At 38.1% G+C, this 17247-nt stretch carries 15 protein-coding genes and 2 pseudogenes; 8 read left to right on the top strand and 9 right to left on the bottom strand.

Annotated features, from left to right (window positions below; translation table 11 throughout):
* Window positions 1–64: 64 nt before the first annotated feature.
* From ADIARSV_RS04140 to ADIARSV_RS04125, 4 genes are all read right to left on the bottom strand, one after another.
* Window positions 65–751 (bottom strand): type 1 glutamine amidotransferase domain-containing protein, encoded by a 687-nt coding sequence (locus ADIARSV_RS04140; RefSeq protein WP_016194138.1) that lies wholly within the window; start codon window positions 749–751, stop codon window positions 65–67.
* Between the two features lie 17 nt (window positions 752–768).
* The gene (locus ADIARSV_RS04135) at window positions 769–1770 is read right to left on the bottom strand and encodes an iron-containing alcohol dehydrogenase (protein ID WP_016194137.1); all 1002 of its coding nucleotides are present in this window, start codon (window positions 1768–1770) and stop codon (window positions 769–771) included.
* A 169-nt stretch (window positions 1771–1939) separates the two neighbouring features.
* Window positions 1940–2941, bottom strand: a complete 1002-nt coding sequence (locus tag ADIARSV_RS04130) for an NADP-dependent oxidoreductase (RefSeq protein ID WP_016194135.1) — start codon at window positions 2939–2941, stop codon at window positions 1940–1942.
* 43 nt (window positions 2942–2984) lie between these two features.
* On the bottom strand, window positions 2985–3452 hold the full coding sequence (locus tag ADIARSV_RS04125; RefSeq protein WP_235048357.1) for a MarR family winged helix-turn-helix transcriptional regulator: 468 nt from the start codon (window positions 3450–3452) through the stop codon (window positions 2985–2987).
* 197 nt (window positions 3453–3649) lie between these two features.
* Here ADIARSV_RS04125 and ADIARSV_RS04120 point away from each other — a divergent pair, with 197 nt between their 5' ends.
* The 6 genes from ADIARSV_RS04120 to ADIARSV_RS04095 all read left to right on the top strand — a co-directional run bounded on the left by ADIARSV_RS04120 (window position 3650) and on the right by ADIARSV_RS04095 (window position 10731).
* A complete protein-coding gene (locus tag ADIARSV_RS04120; RefSeq protein ID WP_016194133.1) occupies window positions 3650–3904 on the top strand; it encodes a hypothetical protein in 255 nt (84 codons plus the stop codon).
* Between the two features lie 11 nt (window positions 3905–3915).
* Window positions 3916–4695: a M90 family metallopeptidase gene (locus ADIARSV_RS04115; RefSeq protein ID WP_016194132.1), complete on the top strand. Its 780-nt coding sequence runs from the start codon at window positions 3916–3918 to the stop codon at window positions 4693–4695.
* A gap of 158 nt (window positions 4696–4853) precedes the next feature.
* The gene (locus ADIARSV_RS04110; RefSeq protein WP_040299041.1) at window positions 4854–5480 is read left to right on the top strand and encodes a PAS domain-containing protein; all 627 of its coding nucleotides are present in this window, start codon (window positions 4854–4856) and stop codon (window positions 5478–5480) included.
* Window positions 5481–5714: 234 nt separating this feature from the next.
* Complete coding sequence (locus tag ADIARSV_RS04105) at window positions 5715–6077, top strand: BlaI/MecI/CopY family transcriptional regulator (protein ID WP_016194129.1); 363 nt, start codon at window positions 5715–5717, stop codon at window positions 6075–6077.
* Window positions 6074–8143, top strand: coding sequence for a M56 family metallopeptidase (locus ADIARSV_RS04100; protein WP_040299040.1), 2070 nt, complete (start codon window positions 6074–6076; stop codon window positions 8141–8143). Before ADIARSV_RS04105 ends, ADIARSV_RS04100 begins: the two co-directional genes overlap by 4 nt.
* A 170-nt stretch (window positions 8144–8313) precedes the next feature.
* The gene (locus ADIARSV_RS04095) at window positions 8314–10731 is read left to right on the top strand and encodes a DUF5916 domain-containing protein (protein WP_016194127.1); all 2418 of its coding nucleotides are present in this window, start codon (window positions 8314–8316) and stop codon (window positions 10729–10731) included.
* 373 nt (window positions 10732–11104) lie between these two features.
* Here ADIARSV_RS04095 and ADIARSV_RS04090 read toward each other — a convergent pair whose 3' ends face one another.
* Together ADIARSV_RS04090 and ADIARSV_RS22360 are read right to left on the bottom strand one after the other, a co-directional pair.
* Window positions 11105–12094, bottom strand: coding sequence for a 2-hydroxyacid dehydrogenase (locus tag ADIARSV_RS04090; protein WP_016194125.1), 990 nt, complete (start codon window positions 12092–12094; stop codon window positions 11105–11107).
* A gap of 174 nt (window positions 12095–12268) precedes the next feature.
* Window positions 12269–12481 (bottom strand): annotated as a pseudogene (locus ADIARSV_RS22360) (IS982 family transposase); the annotation flags it as partial.
* Window positions 12482–12656: 175 nt separating this feature from the next.
* Between ADIARSV_RS22360 and ADIARSV_RS20400 the strand changes: the two are divergent.
* Both ADIARSV_RS20400 and ADIARSV_RS23125 read left to right on the top strand, forming a co-directional pair.
* Window positions 12657–12914, top strand: a complete 258-nt coding sequence (locus tag ADIARSV_RS20400; RefSeq protein WP_016194123.1) for a hypothetical protein — start codon at window positions 12657–12659, stop codon at window positions 12912–12914.
* Window positions 12911–13171 (top strand): HNH endonuclease, encoded by a 261-nt coding sequence (locus ADIARSV_RS23125; RefSeq protein ID WP_394331142.1) that lies wholly within the window; start codon window positions 12911–12913, stop codon window positions 13169–13171. Before ADIARSV_RS20400 ends, ADIARSV_RS23125 begins: the two co-directional genes overlap by 4 nt.
* Before the next feature lie 526 nt (window positions 13172–13697).
* On the opposite strand, the gene ADIARSV_RS04080 is transcribed toward ADIARSV_RS23125, so the two are convergent.
* The 3 genes and pseudogenes from ADIARSV_RS04080 to ADIARSV_RS21790 all read right to left on the bottom strand — a co-directional run.
* A complete protein-coding gene (locus ADIARSV_RS04080; protein ID WP_040299039.1) occupies window positions 13698–14534 on the bottom strand; it encodes an endonuclease/exonuclease/phosphatase family protein in 837 nt (278 codons plus the stop codon).
* Window positions 14535–14595: 61 nt separating this feature from the next.
* Window positions 14596–16452 carry a RagB/SusD family nutrient uptake outer membrane protein gene (locus ADIARSV_RS04075; protein WP_016194119.1) on the bottom strand — a complete coding sequence of 619 codons (1857 nt, stop codon included), beginning with the start codon at window positions 16450–16452 and terminating at the stop codon, window positions 14596–14598.
* Between the two features lie 15 nt (window positions 16453–16467).
* Window positions 16468–17247 (bottom strand): annotated as a pseudogene (locus ADIARSV_RS21790) (SusC/RagA family TonB-linked outer membrane protein); the annotation flags it as partial.

Below are 17247 nucleotides of genomic sequence, written 5' to 3'. Positions count from 1 at the left end.
ATTAATAGGAGTAAATCAAAAATTAAATGCTAGGTTATTTTAATTAACGAAATAACCTCTTCAATTATTTATTCTCTTTTAACGTTTCTAAAAGCAGTTTAGCAGCCTCTTCTGAGGAAGCCGGATTCTGTCCTGTTATTAAAAGACCATCCTTCTTCACATAAACTCCCCAATCTGGTCCCTTGCTATAGTGTCCCCCTAACTTTTTCATTTCATCTTCCAGTAGAAAAGGCACTATTTTAGTTAATTGTACTGCTTCTTCCTCTGTATTTGAAAATCCAGTTACCTCTTTTCCTTTTACTAAAGGATCACCATTTGGCGCTTTCACTTTAATCAATGCGCCAGGGGCATGACATACCAAAGCAACAGGTTTATTATTTTTATAGAACGCTTCAATCAGAGCAATGGAATCCGTATCATTTGCCAGATCCCATAAAGGACCATGTCCACCGGGATAGAAAACAGCATCATAATCGCCCTCATTCAACTCAGAAAGGATATGTGTTTTAGCTAATTTGCTTTTTAAATCCTGATCCTGATCAAAACGAATAGTAGCAGGAGTTTGTGCATCAGGGGAAGCACTTTTAGGATCAATAGGAGGCTGTCCTCCTTTTGGAGAGGCAATCGTTACGGCTACTCCTGCATCAGAAAGGACATAATATGGAGCCGCAAACTCTTCAATCCAGAAACCTGTCTTTTCACCTGTATTGCCAAGGTCACCATGTGACGTTAATACCATTAATACTTTCATATATTTTTCTTTTAGTTTTAGTAACTCATTTCAATAATCTGTTCAACATCTGCAGGTTTAAGGTTTTTATGCTCCCCTAAACCCAACCAGCCACGGTCTGTAAATCGCTGTGCAATTTTAGCTGCTGTACCTTCAAAATCATCCGTATATTCAGAAAGGGTAGTCTTAATCTCCATCGAATGGAAAAACGCTATTGTTTTTACAATTGCCGCTTCGGCGATTTCATCTGTCGTTCCTTCTGTAATTCCCCAGATACGTTTACCATACTGAGCTAACTTTTCCTTCTTAGACTCAAAATTATACCGGTAATGATTGGCCACTATGATGGCAAGTGTACGGGCATGATCGATACCAAAAAGGGCTGTTAACTCGTGACCCATTGCATGTACAGCCCAATCCGTAGGAACTCCTTTTTGAATTAATCCGTTTAAAGCCATAGTGCAACTCCACATAAAATTAGAAGCAGCATCATAGTCAGAAGGATTTTTAATCACCTCAGGTCCAACCTCAATAAGGGTTAACATAATACCTTCAGCAAAGCGATCCTGCAAATTAGCATGAGCGGGATAGGTCATATACTGCTCCAGAACATGAGTAAATGCATCCGTAATTCCGTTTACCAACTGACGTTTGGGAATAGACTGTACCACTTCAGGGTCAAGGATAGAGAATTGAGGGAATAAACCCGGACCTCCCATAGCAAACTTCTCCTGTGTTTCTGCACGGGTAATCACTGCTCCAGAGTTCATTTCCGATCCTGTTGCCGGTAAAGTAAGCACGGTACCGAAAGGCATTCCCTTCTCTGTCTTAATACTATTGGTTAAAATTTCCCAGGGACTGTCACCTTCATACAACGCTGCAGATGATAAAAACTTAGTACCATCAATTACAGAACCGCCACCGACAGCCAGCAGATAGGTAATATCCTGCTCCTTGATAATTTGTAGTGCATCCATTAAAACCGCGTATTCCGGATTAGCTGGAATGCCACCAAACTCGACAACAGTAAAACCTGTCAACGCTTTTTTTACCTTTCATAGATTCCATTTTTCTTAATACTTCCTCCGCCATATAACATTAATATTTTAGCGTTCTGTGGTATTTCTTTCGCAAGATTTGCTATCTGACCTTTCCCGAAAAGTATTTTAGTTGGATTCTTAAATTCAAAATTTAACATGTCTTATTTTATTAATTTGTACAATCAACAATCATTTTACCTTTATTTTTACCGTCAAACAGGTCGATAAAAGCCTGCGGAATATGATCAAACCCTTCTTCAATTGTTTCTGAAGAAATTAGCTTCCCTTCCTTAACCCATGCCGTCAATTGTTTAATCGCCGCTGGAAATTTATCCGCATAATTAGATACAATAAAACCTTGCATCAGCGCGGATTTCGTTACCAGGACAGACGATATGCGTAACCCATTAGATGATGTGTCTCCATTATAAAGCGAGATAGCTCCGCAAACCGGAATTCTTGCAAATTTGTTAATGTTTACTAATACGGCATCCGAGATCTCAGCACCAACATTATCAAAGTAAATATCTACTCCATCCGGACAAGCATCTTGAATTGCTTTTTTCAAATCAGGTGTAGTTTTATAGTTTATAGCTGCGTCAAAATGAAATTCAGATTTAAGCATCTCCACTTTCTCATCTGTTCCTGCTATACCTACCACTCTGCAACCTAATAGTTTACCAATCTGACCCACGACACTACCTACAGCTCCGGCTGCTCCTGATATTACTAAAGTTTCGCCTGCCTTTGGTTTGCCTATCTCCAAAAGTCCACAATAAGCGGTCAGGCCTGTCATACCTAATATACCCAGGTAGGCTGTCAAACTATTTCCATCTGATTCAATCTTGTTTAAACCTGTACCTGCAGAAACCTGGTATTCTTGCCATTTTAGGCTACCCGAAACGATATCACCTTCTTTAAATGCCGCATTATTGGTCTTGACAACCTTTGCTACAATACCGGATTGTATTGGCTCATTAAGCTGAAAAGGGGGTACATATGACTTTGAATCATTCATTCGTCCCCTTAAATAAGGATCTACAGAAACATACAAAGTTTTTAATAAGATCTCGCCTTCCTTAGGTTGAGGAATTTCACTTTGTAAAAATTTAAAATCGTTTAGGCTCACCTTGCCAACGGGTCTTTTGTCTAATAAAATTATTTTATTCATGATTGTTTTTTTATTTCACGGATCAGATCCATGCCAAAATTATTTATGTATTCTCTTTCCTTACTTTTTCTAATAGCGTATTTAATACGTTCGAATCATCCTTGTTCAGTTCAATAATTCCCTGGTCGATAATTCCCCGCGCCTGATCTTTCAATACCAGCCCCTTTGCGGTTAATTTGATATAAACAACGCGCTGATCCAGTACATTCCGCTCTTTTTCAATTAAACCCTTTTCCATGAGTTTGTTTACCAGGCGTGACACGTTAGGCATCCGGTCAATCAAACGGTCCTTAATTAAGTTAACCGTAGCCGTTTGATTTGGCTGCCCATGTAAAATGCTCAACACATTAAACTGTTGAAGCGACAGTCCTGTAGGCTTTAGCGCAACTGCTATTCTATTCAAAATCCAGTTAGAGGTGAATATAATATTCGTTGCAACCTTTTGTTGTGGATTGATGAAATGATGGTGTAATTCGTCTTCGATATCCATTGATTCAAAATTACAATCCATGGATTATAATTCCATGGTTTAAATGTAAAATTTTAAATTAAAATGCAGAATGAATGCTTAATAGGGAGTATTGAATGCGATTCAGAAAGTAGTATTTTGATATCCAGGCTTCCTCCTTTCATTATACAGGCTAATATTAATCCAATAAATGCAATAGAATCCTTTATATTTAAACCTTCAAAATCAAACAATTTTTTATGGATGATTCTTTTTATATACCAATTAATTATCAGGGAAATGAACTTGAATTCGAGGCCCGTTTAGTTCAAACCGGCTACTTACATAAAATTGAAGTTCTGGTAAATGATCTTCTTATCTCCTTTGAACCTGATGAAGAGCGCCATTACCGGGCATTGATCAGTCCTGGACATTTAGAAAAAGAAGGCAAAAAAATCAACATTGATCTATTAAAAGCTATTGCTAGTCAACTGGAATCTTTACTGACCTCTTAATACTTTGAACCATGGCCATCATATTTTCTATTCTTTTTCTACTGGCAATTGTCAGTTTTTTTATATTCAGGAAAAAACCGCTAGCTGAGACTCCTGAATTGCTTCCTGCTAATTATAAGGATTTGCTGGCCGAAAATGTTGCTTACTACCAAAAGCTGGATCAAACCGGACAAGCATCCTTTGAGACTATGGTACAAGAGTTTTTAAAGGCCGTTCGGATTGAAGGGGTAGGAACTGAAATCACTGACATGGATCGTACGTTGATTGCTTCAAGTGCTGTGATTCCCATTTTTGGCTTTAAAGAATGGCGTTACAAAAATCTAACGAATGTGATTCTTTATCCAGATACCTTTAATGGTGAGTTTCAGTTTGAAGGCGAAAGTCGCAATATTATGGGCATGGTAGGATCGGGGTATATGAATGGTCAAATGCTCTTATCCAGAGAAGCTTTGATTAGAGGGTTTTCTAAGTCGTCGGGCAAAGAGAATGCAGCTATTCATGAATTTGTACATCTGCTGGATAAAGCAGATGGATCAACCGATGGTGTTCCTGAGCAGCTCATGACACATGACTATGCTCTTCCCTGGCTTAAGATGATGCACAAGGAAATGCATCATATAGAGACCGGCAAATCGGACATAAACCCTTATGCCTTAACCAATGAAGCGGAGTTTTTAGCTGTAGCAGCAGAGTATTTCTTCGAAAAGCCCGATCGTTTACAAGATAAACATCCTGACCTATATCAAAGATTAAGTGAAATGTTTGCTCAAAAACTTGTAATCTCCTCATAAGCTTGTTCAATTAGAAATGATGTTTTTTATTCCACATAACAAAATAATTACATTCCCATGGTGTTACCTATTAGCAGATTACAATTCCCATGAAACTATTTTTTAAAGTAATTCATATTAACAAATTATTACACCCACTAAATGATTAAGCTTGTACTATGAGTGCTATTCACGCTGCATTTGACCTTAAAGCCACTAAGGACTTACTTCACAATTCCAAGTTTTACTATATTATTTGTACAGATAATATTGGCAACTACAGCTACATCAACAACCATTACGCTAACCGTTTCAATTTTATAAAATCAGATTTTGTCGGGCACCCTTATTACATCACGATGCATCCTGATGATACCAAAATTTGCGAAGAGGTAGGCAAGAAATGTTACGATGAACCTGGTAAACTCTTTCCAGCTACACTGCGCAAGCATGATGGAGAGGGAGGTTATATTGTTACGCAATGGGAATTTACTTTAATGGTTGAAAATGGTGAACCTACCGGGGTATTCTGCCTGGGTTATGATATTACAGAATTTACAAATGCAAAGAATCAGGTTTTAACCATAGAAAAAGCTTTAAAAAATAAAAAGGAGAAACTAAATGCTATTGCATTCGAACAATCTCATATTGTAAGAGCCCCCCTGGCTAATATTATGGGACTGGTTAATATCATGAAAAACATGGATCTAGGCCCTAATCTAAACTCTATACTATCAATGCTGGAAGAAAGCAGCAACCAATTAGATAAAGTAATTAAGGGCATCATTAAAAAAGCACGGCCATAAGCACCTTAATTAAGATAGGTTAGACCCCATATTCCATTAATAAGTAAGCCAATTTTAATGCTCCGATCCTCTTTTTCGATTTGATGCAACCCCATCAAGCTATTTCCTTTTCTACCAATCATCTTTAGATCAGTTGAATATAAATATATGTATCAACAATGTTACATATCTACTAATCTATTAGTTTTACTATTAGTCTATTAGTAGTACATTTGTATATCAATAATTAGCGTGATGGTCAAATTAGCAAAAAGAGAAGAACAGATTATGCAGGTTTTTTGGGAAGTCGAAAAAGCATTTATAAGAGACATCATCCCATTGCTGCCTGAACCGAAACCACATTATAACAGTGTGGCTACGATGGTCAAAATTCTTGAAGAAAAAGGATTTTTAAACCATGAAATCGTCGGCAATATGTTTTATTACTACCCTGTGATTGGAAAAGAAGACTATCAGAAATTTGCCCTTAAAGATGTAGTAAATCAATATTTTGACAATTCCTATCCGCGAATGCTAGCCTTTTTTGCCAAGGAACAAAACCTTTCAGAAGAAGAATTTTCAGAAATACTAACACTCATTAAATCTAAAAAGCCATGATTGTATACCTGCTGCAAGTTGCACTTATAATCGGAATCATACTTGTTTTTTATAAAGTGCTGTTACATAACGAAACATTTTTCAGACTCAACAGATTTATGCTGCTCACCTGTCTGATGTTTGCTTTTCTGTTGCCACTAATTCATTTGCCACCACAGTGGTCATTCAGGAAATCGGCAACAGAAACCACTGTAATGAAGCAAATTCCTGATGCAAATACGGTTACTCAGGAGGAATCTGGAGCTCAGGTTGTAGTCCAAAATGAGGTTCCAGTAAAGAACAGCTTTTTTGGCAATATTTCGTCTTCTGACCTGCTGATAGGCTTGTACTGGATTGGAGTAGCTATATTTTCGATCAACTTTATCGTACAACTCATTACCCTGATTTACAGATCCTATTCGAGACCGGTAATACAGGATGGAAGATTCAGGATAGTGGAGCTTTCGGGTGAACAAGCCCCTTGTTCGTTCGGGAATACCATATTCATCAATCCCGAAAAATATGATTGGGATACCTACAGCCAGATCATCCTGCATGAAAAGGTGCATATACAACAAGGACATAGTTACGATATTATTTTTGCTGAGCTGGCATTGGTATTTCAATGGTTCAACCCTTTTGCCTGGCTTTACCGCAAAGCGGTGGAAGATAACCTGGAGTTTTTAACAGATAATGAACTGCTCGAACATAAGGAGGTAGATCCTGGCAGTTATCAGTTGAGCCTCGTGAAAGTTTCTGCTCCTCATTTTCCTGTGAGTCTAACTACAAATTACAATCAGTCTGTATTAAAAAAACGCTTAATCATGATGAACGCTAAAAAATCAAGTCTCAATACCACCTGGAAATATTTATGTATTGTTCCCTTATTTATGGCATTTGTATGCTTTCTGAATGAGCCGGCTGCTTATGGAACACCAGATATGCTCATTACTTCGCATGATAAAGGCTTAACTTACAATCAGTCATTTGCTAATGAGGGAGTATGGTTTGCTACGATCAAAAACAATAAAGTACTGATCCGTTTTGAGAAGGATCAGGAAGAAAAAGAAAGCAGTAGTTCCACGTTCCTTCTGGATGAGTTTAAAAGCTTGCCAAGAGAAAAGGAAGGTGATTTTGAATTGAGTAGAGAAGCTGGAACAATTCTTTTCAATGGGAAATTCAATGGTAATATGGGGATGGGTACTTATAAATTTAACCCGAACAAGGAGTATTTTAGTTATCTGAAAAAAGAAGGTATTGATTTAAATGAGAATCAGGATGCGATTATGTTTTTCGCTATCGATATGAAAAAATCGTATTTCACGATGTTAAAAAAGCAAGGATATCAGAAATTCACTAAAGATAACTTGATTCCACTGGTTGCTTTGAAGGTGGATGAGAAATTTATCACGGATATCAAGTCAAATGGATTTTCAGATGTGAGTCTGGAAGACCTTGTTACTTTAAAAGCATTGGGAGTAGACGGCGAATATGTTAAGGATATCAAAAAGTCGGGATACAAAGATTTAACGGTATCCCAACTCATCACATTCAAATCGCAGGGAATTGATGGAGATTTTATAGCAAATTCTAGAAAAGCAGACCAGGCAACACGATTAAAAGATATTTCTACGCAAAAGAAAGATAAGGCGGCAATAAGTGAGGATAAGGAATTGAAATCTGATTCGGAGTTACCTTCAATTGATGATCTGGTAGCGATGAAGGCGATGAATATTGATCCTGCGTATATAAAAGGCTTTAAGCAAATTGGTTATGCGGTTTCAAATGAGGATCTCATAGGTATGAAAGCATTGAATGTTACGCCTGATTTTGTAAACAAGTTACAGGCGGCTGGCTTTAAAAACATTTCAAGTGAGGAAGTGATTGCCCTCAAGGCACTAGGCGTAACTCCCGAAGAAATAAAAGAATATAAAACGATTGGCTATCCTAATATCACTGTTGATGAACTTACCTCAGCAAAAGCAGTAGGAGTTACTCCTGATTATATTGCTGCGATGAAGAAAAAAGGGCACAATTTATCAAGTGTCGAAAAATATGTGGAAATTAAGGCTTTAGGCCTGAAATAATCAACGTTTTCTGGATGGTCGTATACCGATGTACGCTCCATATACACTCCTGTTAAGAGTATATAGAGAGCTACAAAGGGAATACTGTTGCCTTATTTGCCTTAAAATATTTCCCTGACTTGTTGTACCCTTCTGCTGAAAAGAGCAATCATAACCCTATTGAATCTTATATGAAAATTCTAATACTATTGCTACTTATTTCGAGTTATGCCTTTGGTCAGAATCTGGCTAAACCAAGAGAATTTCCGGCTAGCCGAACCGAGCAGACACCCAAAATAGATGGGATTCTAGATGATAATTGCTGGGTCGGCTTGCCTATAGCGACAGACCTTGTGGAGGCAAATCCAGTACCAGGACGGATAGAAACAAAGGACAGAAGAACAGAGATTAAACTGATATATGATGATGTTGCCGTGTATTTTTATGCTCGGATGTATGAAAGCCCGGATAGTGTAGCGCATGAACTCGTCACACGTGACAATATAGGCACTGCAGATTTTATAAGTGTCATATTCGACACCTTCCTGGATAAAAGAAATGCTAATGGATTCTTTGTAACTGCTGCAGGAGTGCAGTTTGACGCTAAATATTCACCGGATATGGATGAAGATCCTAACTGGAATGCAGTTTGGGAAAGTGCAGTAAAAATTGATAGTCTGGGCTGGACCTGCGAGATGAAGATTCCCTATTCTGCTTTACGCTTTTCGGGTAAACCGACACAAAACTGGGGCGTAAACATGTGCAGGAAAAGAGCTTTAGCGAACGTGAAGACCTTTTGGAACTTTGTAGATCCCAAGGTAAATGGCTTTATAAATCAAGAAGGTACACTCACAGGGTTAAAAGACATCAAGCCACCGCTGCGGTTATCCTTTTCGCCCTATATATCCAGCTACGTGACCCATTATCCTGCAAATTTACCAGGAGTAAAAAACACGACTTCCTCGTTTAACGGGGGTATGGATGTTAAATATGGCATTAATAACAGCTTTACGTTAGACATGACTTTGGTTCCTGATTTTGGGCAGGTACAGTCAGATAACCGGATTCTTAACCTAACCCCTTTTGAGGTAAAGTTTAATGAGAACCGGCAGTTCTTTACGGAAGGAACTGAATTATTTAATAAAGGGGACTTATTTTATTCAAAACGGATCGGTTCTATTCCTTCGTATTACAATGACTCGGGAATAAAAGACGATGAGAAAGTAATTAAAGATCAGACTGAAACAAAAGTACTTAACGCTACAAAGATTTCAGGGCGTACGGCTAAAGGTTTTGGAGTTGGTTTATTCAATGCGATAACCAACAGCATGCAGACCCTGGTGGAAGATCAGGAAGGGAATACCAGGGAAGTGGAGACCCAGCCTTTAACGAATTATAATATCCTGGTATTTGATCAGTCGCTTAAAAACAACAGCTCTGCTACATTTATCAATACTAATGTGTTGAGACGCGGCTCAACTTATGATGCCAATGTAACTGGCTTGCTATTTAATCTGAACGATAAAAAGAACGTATATTTTGTGAATGGAAGTGGCAAAATGAGCTATACAAAAGGGACAACCAGCAGTACGGGTTTCAATTATGAATTCAAGGCAGGTAAACAAAGTGGCAATTTTATCTGGAGTTACTTGCAGCAATATGCTGATGATCAATTTGATCCATCGGATATGGGCTTCTTTACGAATAACAATTTTTTAAATCATAGTTTAAACTTGGCTTACAATATTTACAAACCCCATAAATGGTATAATCAATGGCAAAGCTGGACTGGCTTAACGTATTCGAGAAGGGTTGTTCCTGTAGACTATCAAAGTTTATATGCATATGCCGGCTCTTATGTTCAATTTAAAAGCTTTTGGTCTTTAGAGGTTGACCTGAATTATAATGCTGTGAATAACGACTTTTACGAGGCACGCAATGGACAGGTATATAAGACTCCCGAGAACTACGACATAGCGATTTATGTGAATCCTAATCGTGCAAAAGCTTATAATTTTGGTGGCAATGTGCGTTACAGGCATCAGGATTTATTGAAAGGAAAAGAATATAATTTCTATTTTTTCCAGAATTTAAGATGGAATGATAAACTTTCCTTTGGGTTAGATCTTAATTTTAACCCCAATTATAACTATGTAAACTGGGTAACAGCACAGGGAGATCAGGCTGTCTTTTCCAAGTACGACCGGCAGACAGTAGAAAACTCCTTTGATTCTAAATACAGCTTCAGTAATAAAATGGGATTAGGAGTAGTCCTGCGCCATTATTGGAGCGACCGGAGGAATAAGGAATTTTACTTGTTGAATCACCAGGGGGGATTAAATGTTTATCAGGGTGCCGCATTAACAGGATTGGATAAGAATTATAATGTATTCAATATAGATTTAATTTACACCTGGCAATTTGCACCCGGTAGTGAGCTTACCTTATCCTATAAAGATGCTGCGGAGACAAGCAGCAATGTTTATACTCGAAAATATTCAAATAATCTGGATGGTATTTTATCTGCAACTCAGAATAATAGTATCTCAGTGAAGGTTCTGTATTATATTGATTATTTGAATTTAAAGTGGAAGAAGAAAGGCCTTTAATGGATGTTGCTGAATTTTAATACTAAGGTTAGATTGTATTTTTTAAAACCCTTAGCCCTTCGTCCTGGATCAATGAAACTAAAAGATATTTCTGGACACCTCAAATGGAATGTTAAATAATACTAATTTGGATAAATAAAGAAAACAATATTTGTGCTTTGACTGGAAAGATGTTTTGCCGATACTCTTAGCGTGTTAAATATTGTAGAATATTTTTCACAAGACTGCATAAGATCAATATTGAAGAGGGAAAAAGGTTAAACGGTTAAAGTATTTTTAATTAAAAAAGGTTGCTTCCATAAAAAGGAGCAACCTTTTTTTATGGAAGCAACCGAAGCTCCACAAAAAGCATCATTAGGTTATTTGCATGCCATCAATCGAAATGACCGGAAATATAAACATCCGGATTAAGAATCTGTGGCATAGGTAGATTATGGAGAGCAGCAATAATATTCTCAGCAGCCATTACTGCCATTTTATCCCTTGTTTCTACAGTTGCCGACCCTAAGTGAGGTAAGACACATACACTAGGCATGAAGAGCAAAGGATTATTTCGATCCATTGGCTCCGGTTGTGTCACATCTAAACCGGCACCCCAAATCACCTTATTTTGTATTGCTTCCGTTAGATCTGCTTCATTATGGATATCACCTCTTGCTGTATTAATAAATATAGAAGATGGTTTCATACGACTAAATACTGCGCTATCAAATAATCCCTGAGTCTGATCTGAGAGATTTGCATGAACGGATATTACATCGCTTTCCATTAAAAGGTCATCAAAGGAAACATATTTCGCACTTAGCTCGTTTTCAGCATCCAAATTAGGTTTCCGGTTATGATAAATGATATTCATGTTGTAGGCGGCCTTGCATTTTGCAGCTAGTCTTAAACCGATCCGCCCCATTCCAAAGATGCCCAGTGTTTTCCCGTAGAGTTCCAACCCTAGATTACCTGTCGGCTCGAAAAAGTTCCAATCTCCCCTAACAATACTCTGATTCATAAAAAAAGCCTTTCTAGATACAGCCAGCATAAGTAGAAAAGCAATATCAGATGTGGCTTCACTCAATACATCCGGAGTATTACTGATCGGAATATTATTTTTAGTAGCAGCGGGAATGTCCACATTATCATATCCTACCCTCATCAATGCAATGCCTTTCAGATGACTGCATTGTTGTAAGAAATTAGCGTCGATCTTAATTGGCCCAGCGCTTAATAAAAAGTCCTGATCCTGACATAAGTCAATCAACTCCTGTTGGCTAAGTTCTCGTTTTTCGGAATGCTGTTTCACCATACATCCGGCAGCTTCCAATTTATTTAGACCCTTTTGAGGAAGGATTCTTGTTACAAAAACATTCATTTTTATTGAAATATTAGATAGTAAATCCTGAAAAATGTAATCACACACTATTTTTAGCATAATACTAAAGTGCCATATCGTTTTGTGAAGATCGAAATGGATCCACTCCTATTGCTTGCAGTGATAGGGCTAATTTAGTTATATTGCATACATAATTTATAACGTATTGTGCGATTAAAAAGCGAGTGCATATTTAAGCTGATTAATGGGTTTGTTGTTATTGATATACTGCAGGCAAGTAACAGCGGCAAGTTTGGCAAATATTCGCATGGCTAAACCCTTTAAAGATTCTGCATAATTTTGTTTGAGCATGAACTGATCGCACAGCTGCGCGAATAAGGTTTCAATTCTTTTTCTGCATTTCCTGAATACAGGTTCTAATGGTTGCTTTGTCTAGAACTGGCGGTTACTGGTAAATACCCTTCACCAACCTGATTTCACACAACCTTTCTATTACCTGCAGAGTGAAAAGATTGGCAGCAACTCTATCTGGCACTTAATTGCCTAACCTGGTTGCCAGATTAACACCCATATTAAAAGTATCAATACGCTGATCCATGTTTTGGAGTACGGGCATTTCGATCCTGAATTATTTCAAATACTAGCCGAACCAACAGCCCGTCAAGCTATATTATCAGGATTGCTCTCCACTTACTTTTCAGAAACACAGCAGTTGTATTTTGAAAACAAACAATTAGGTGAGGGATACTATCATGATTTAAAGGAATATGTGCTAAATGAACCAGAGGTACAGTATAAAACGGTTAGAATTGAAACAGAGGAAGATGTATTCGTTCGGGGAGGCTTGTTTAATAACTGATTCCTAAAGTTTATAATAACACTTGCTGCATCACGGGAATGAGATTGGAAAGCACTTTTGGGCACAGCTTTATTGATGCTTGCCATATTATGCCTTTTAGTGTATCCCATGATGATATAGTAAACAATGGTTTGGCGCTATGTCCTAACTTGCATCGTGCCTTTGACAGAGGATTGATTACTATCGAATCGGCCTATTCAATAGTTACATCCAAACATATTAATGAGGACATTATAAATGCCTATAGCTTAAATTAGTTAAAGGGGCAAAAGCTCATTCTACCAACGGCACTACAATTCCGCCCTGCGTTAGAAAATCTTAAATGGCATCAGGACCAGGTATTCAAGGGTTAAGTATTCTATCGGAATACCCTAAACTAAAAGCATGTAAAGCCATTCTGTTCGAATTTTTTACAGTTGTAAATTGAAAATCTATTTCCGCCAGTTTTCTGCACATCCATTTCCCTAATTAAGTGCAATTTAATTTTACCACTTTAAGACAACTAAAAGTTTAGTTATCGAATTTATTTAACTTCTCTGCTTTAACCTTTGATTCTGCTTCTCGTTCTGAAAAAATGGTGGGCACCCTTGTTTCGCATTATTTGTGAATAAAGCATTTTACAAATGGCAGTAATAGCTGGTACTACATTTGCAACTTAAAGATGTTGTGCATTTTTTCAGATCCAAAGAATCTTTATAAAAAGTAGAAAAATAGTATAAAGGGACACGTAATTAACTGGATCCCTTTATACTTTGACATCTTATTATTTGCTGATCGAAAACCCTATAATTCAACTACTGCCAGTACCGGAAAATGGTCTGATGGAAATTTACCGAAGTAGGTATCCGTAAGAATACCCCATTTTATTGCAGTAAACTGTTTAGTCATGAATATATGATCAATAACACCCATTCCACGCGGTGTTTTGAAAGAACTAAGAGATGTATTATTCTCATAAGGATATTTCACTTTAGTATGTACATCCTGTAAAATACCAGAATTGGCTAGTATTTGATACCATTTGCTACTGCGATCACCATTCAGATCGCCGGTAAATAAAACGGGTTCATTTTTAGCTATTTCTTTAATCTTTTTTAAGATCAGTTTAGCACTTTCCATGCGAGCAATCACACCCTGATGATCAAAATGTACATTGAACATATAGAATGTTTTTTTACTCTTTATATCCTGAAGGTAAACCCAGGAGCAGATGCGGTTGCAACAGGTGGCATCCCAACCTAGTCCAGGTACATCAGGAGTTTCTGACAACCAGAAATCTCCTTTATTTAACAAATTGAACTTATCTTTCCGGTAATATATAGCTGAATGTTCACCTGCATCCTTACCATCTTCACGACCAATGCCATATCTTGCAAATTCAGGCAGGGCAGCACTGATGTCGTCAATTTGGTTTTTTAATCCTTCCTGAATTCCAAGTACATCAAAGCCATGGAAGCGGATGAGGTTGGCCACTACAGGGGCTCTGTTCACCCATAAGTTACCTGTATCGCCTTGGTTATCATATCGGATATTAAAAGTTCCTACGGTGATGGACTGCGCATGGCTACCAATTGTAACCATGAAAAGTGCTATCGCTAATATTAATGATCTTAATTTCATACAATTTATATTTGTGGATTTGTTTGTAAGTCAACTTTTATGGACTACCTCATAGAGAAAATTACCATCCGGGATTTTGAATCAGCTTCGTACTTTTTTGCATTTCTATCAACGGGATAGGGAAAAAGTAATTCTTACGTTTAAAAATGCGTGTCTGAAATTTGGTTCGCTGGTAAAAGGTCTGTGCATTACCATCGAGGTTCATTCCGTGGAAATCGCCCCCTTCACCTCCCTGACCGGGTTCATTTTCTGCAATCATCCAGCGATGTACATTAAAATATCTTTGTCCTTCAGTGGCCAGTTCTATTCTACTCTCCATGCGAATAGCCTCTCGTTGCAGCTCCTGGTTACCTCTGATTGACGGATTAAGCACTTCAAGATTAGGAATGCCAGCGCGTTCACGAACCAAATTCACATATTTCAGGATATTTGGATCGTTAGGAGTCACTTCGTTCAGTGCTTCTGCATAAAGTAGGTAAAACTCTGCCAACCTGAAAATAATCGAAGGACGGAATTTTGAACTTACGCCAGGCGCTTGCATATGAACGGTACGATTAAACCGTTTGTAAAGCGCGTATCCGGTAAGATTGTAATATGATTTGGTCCGATCTGCATTTCCACCAAGATAAAACTGAACTTCCCTGTTCGAAATATGCCATTTACGGCCTGAAAAGAATACAGTAGCGTAAAATCGGGGTTCTCTGTTCAAATACATTTTATTAACCTGAACGCCATTGTAGAGCGCTGTTGTTCCATCTTCAACGTACAACGGGGATGCCGATAGATAATCTTTTGATTTAATGGGCAAACCATCCTTCATCGAAAAATCGTCAACCAGTTCCTGGGTTACACCAACACTACCGATCCCGCTCGGCTCACAAATAGGGGTAACTCTTCTATCAAATAGTTGCCCAGTCATTCCTCCCCAGCCGGTTAATACGTTTGCCCAGATAATTTCGTCGTTGTACACCTGGAAAAGATCATAAATTGTTTTATCAGGATCGTAAACTGAATTGGTATATTCTTTAAACAATGAATAATTTCCGGCTTCGGCAAAGTCAAGAAAATCTCGGCATGCAGTAACTGCTTTAGCCCATTTTGTAGCATCTTTTGGAGCGAAAAGTGCTTTTCCATCTGAAGTTTTTGGGAGCGCAAGGCCTTCGGCAAAATCACCATTAAACAAAGGACTGGCGGCATATATCCATAATTTTGCCCGAACAGCTAATGCAGCGCCTTTTGTTGGTACCCCTTTGAGGTTCTCGTTAGTTTGCGCTGCCCCATACATTCCTTTCGAAGCTTCAATTAGTTCCGCGTCTATGAAATTAACCAACTCGTCGATCGGACGTCTCTCCTGATCCAAGTCATCTGCTAGCGCGGATGCTGTTGTAATAAGAGGAACAGGTCCGTATTGTTCCATTAGCAGATAATAATAGTAGGCGCGCATAAACCGCACATTGGCTTTATATAAAGCAAGATCCTCAGCTGGCAAAAATTCAGCATTGGTTCCAGTAGCTTCTATAACTTTGGCTTTTTCCAGAAAAATATTCGCCTGTCGTATCAATTTATAAAGAAAAGCCCAACGCTGCATATTCGTGGTACTTGCATTCCAGTCAAAGATGCCCATTTTGGCATAGTAAGGTCCATTAGAATTAATCTCATCGGTAAGTGAAGTCCATGGATTAAACAATCCCGAATTTGCTTCATTAAATGCATCCGACTGACTGACTATCATCGAATAGTCTGGAATACCGGTAAACACATTGCTGTACCATCTTTTGGTATACGACACATTATCAAAAATCGCATCTGTAGAAGTCAATCCTCCGGCAAGTTCGTCTGACACATCTAAATAATCAGAACATGCAGATATGCTGAATAAACAGCAAATCATTAAAAATTTATAAATTCTTGTTTTCATAAAAATTAATTTTAATTAAAAGGTTACTTCAACTCCAAAAGTAATGGATCGTGGAAGTGGGTAAGCCATCCCTCCATTGTCAGAACCTGTTTCAGGATCCCAGTATTTAATATCGTCCCATACGGCCAGGTTATATCCCAACGCATAAACCCGAACTGTTTGAAGTTTTACTTTTTTTAGAAAATTCTCCGGGATGTTATAACCTACTTCCAAATTCTTGAACCTGATAAAACTTCCGTTGCGCAACCACCAATCAGACCCTTCTTTACTTATACTGGTTGTATTGTTGCTGTGCAACCGGGGAGACACTACATTTTGTGAGGGATTTTCAGGCGTCCAGCGGTCTAAGAATAAAGTCCGAAAGCTTGACTTGTCATATCCCCAGGCGAATGGCGCAAAATTTCCACCGCTTTGGTTAATCACAACAGAAGAATTGCCGGTCCCCTGGAAAAATGAATTGATATAAAACCGCTTATATTCGAAATTCAGACCAAACCCATAAGAAATTTCTGGATTATAGGGATTTCCTACTCCACGTATACGGTCATAAGTATTGATGATCCCGTCATTGTTAACATCCTGAAATTTTAGATCTCCGGGGCCCAGCAATCCCTGCAATGCTACCGATGGAAGCTCTGGTTTTAACTTATATGAATTAGTTCCATTCGTATTTGGTGTAATGATAAAATCTTCATCCGTATATAAACGTTCAACATGGTAAAGGGTATTTTCGCTTACCCTTGTTCCAGTAAAGGCCATCCACGGGTAAAGCGTTGGCAGTTCATCATATTCCAG

Source organism: Arcticibacter svalbardensis MN12-7 (genome assembly GCF_000403135.1).
Classification (GTDB): domain Bacteria; phylum Bacteroidota; class Bacteroidia; order Sphingobacteriales; family Sphingobacteriaceae; genus Arcticibacter; species Arcticibacter svalbardensis.
The sequence above is the reverse complement of the archived record's forward strand: the minus strand, read 5'-3'. Positions and strand labels throughout refer to the sequence as shown.

Excerpts from the sequence above, each read along its gene's own strand:
- ADIARSV_RS04140 (WP_016194138.1), bottom strand. The coding sequence starts at position 751 with ATGAAAGTATTAATGGTATTAACGTCACATGGTGACCTTGGCAATACA.
- ADIARSV_RS04130 (WP_016194135.1), bottom strand. The coding sequence starts at position 2,941 with ATGAATAAAATAATTTTATTAGACAAAAGACCCGTTGGCAAGGTGAGC.
- ADIARSV_RS04125 (WP_235048357.1), bottom strand. The coding sequence starts at position 3,452 with ATGGATTGTAATTTTGAATCAATGGATATCGAAGACGAATTACACCAT.
- ADIARSV_RS04120 (WP_016194133.1), top strand. The coding sequence starts at position 3,650 with ATGGATGATTCTTTTTATATACCAATTAATTATCAGGGAAATGAACTT.
- ADIARSV_RS04115 (WP_016194132.1), top strand. The coding sequence starts at position 3,916 with ATGGCCATCATATTTTCTATTCTTTTTCTACTGGCAATTGTCAGTTTT.
- ADIARSV_RS04110 (WP_040299041.1), top strand. The coding sequence starts at position 4,854 with ATGAGTGCTATTCACGCTGCATTTGACCTTAAAGCCACTAAGGACTTA.
- ADIARSV_RS04105 (WP_016194129.1), top strand. The coding sequence starts at position 5,715 with ATGGTCAAATTAGCAAAAAGAGAAGAACAGATTATGCAGGTTTTTTGG.
- ADIARSV_RS04100 (WP_040299040.1), top strand. The coding sequence starts at position 6,074 with ATGATTGTATACCTGCTGCAAGTTGCACTTATAATCGGAATCATACTT.
- ADIARSV_RS04095 (WP_016194127.1), top strand. The coding sequence starts at position 8,314 with ATGAAAATTCTAATACTATTGCTACTTATTTCGAGTTATGCCTTTGGT.
- ADIARSV_RS04090 (WP_016194125.1), bottom strand. The coding sequence starts at position 12,094 with ATGAATGTTTTTGTAACAAGAATCCTTCCTCAAAAGGGTCTAAATAAA.
- ADIARSV_RS04080 (WP_040299039.1), bottom strand. The coding sequence starts at position 14,534 with ATGAAATTAAGATCATTAATATTAGCGATAGCACTTTTCATGGTTACA.
- ADIARSV_RS04075 (WP_016194119.1), bottom strand. The coding sequence starts at position 16,452 with ATGAAAACAAGAATTTATAAATTTTTAATGATTTGCTGTTTATTCAGC.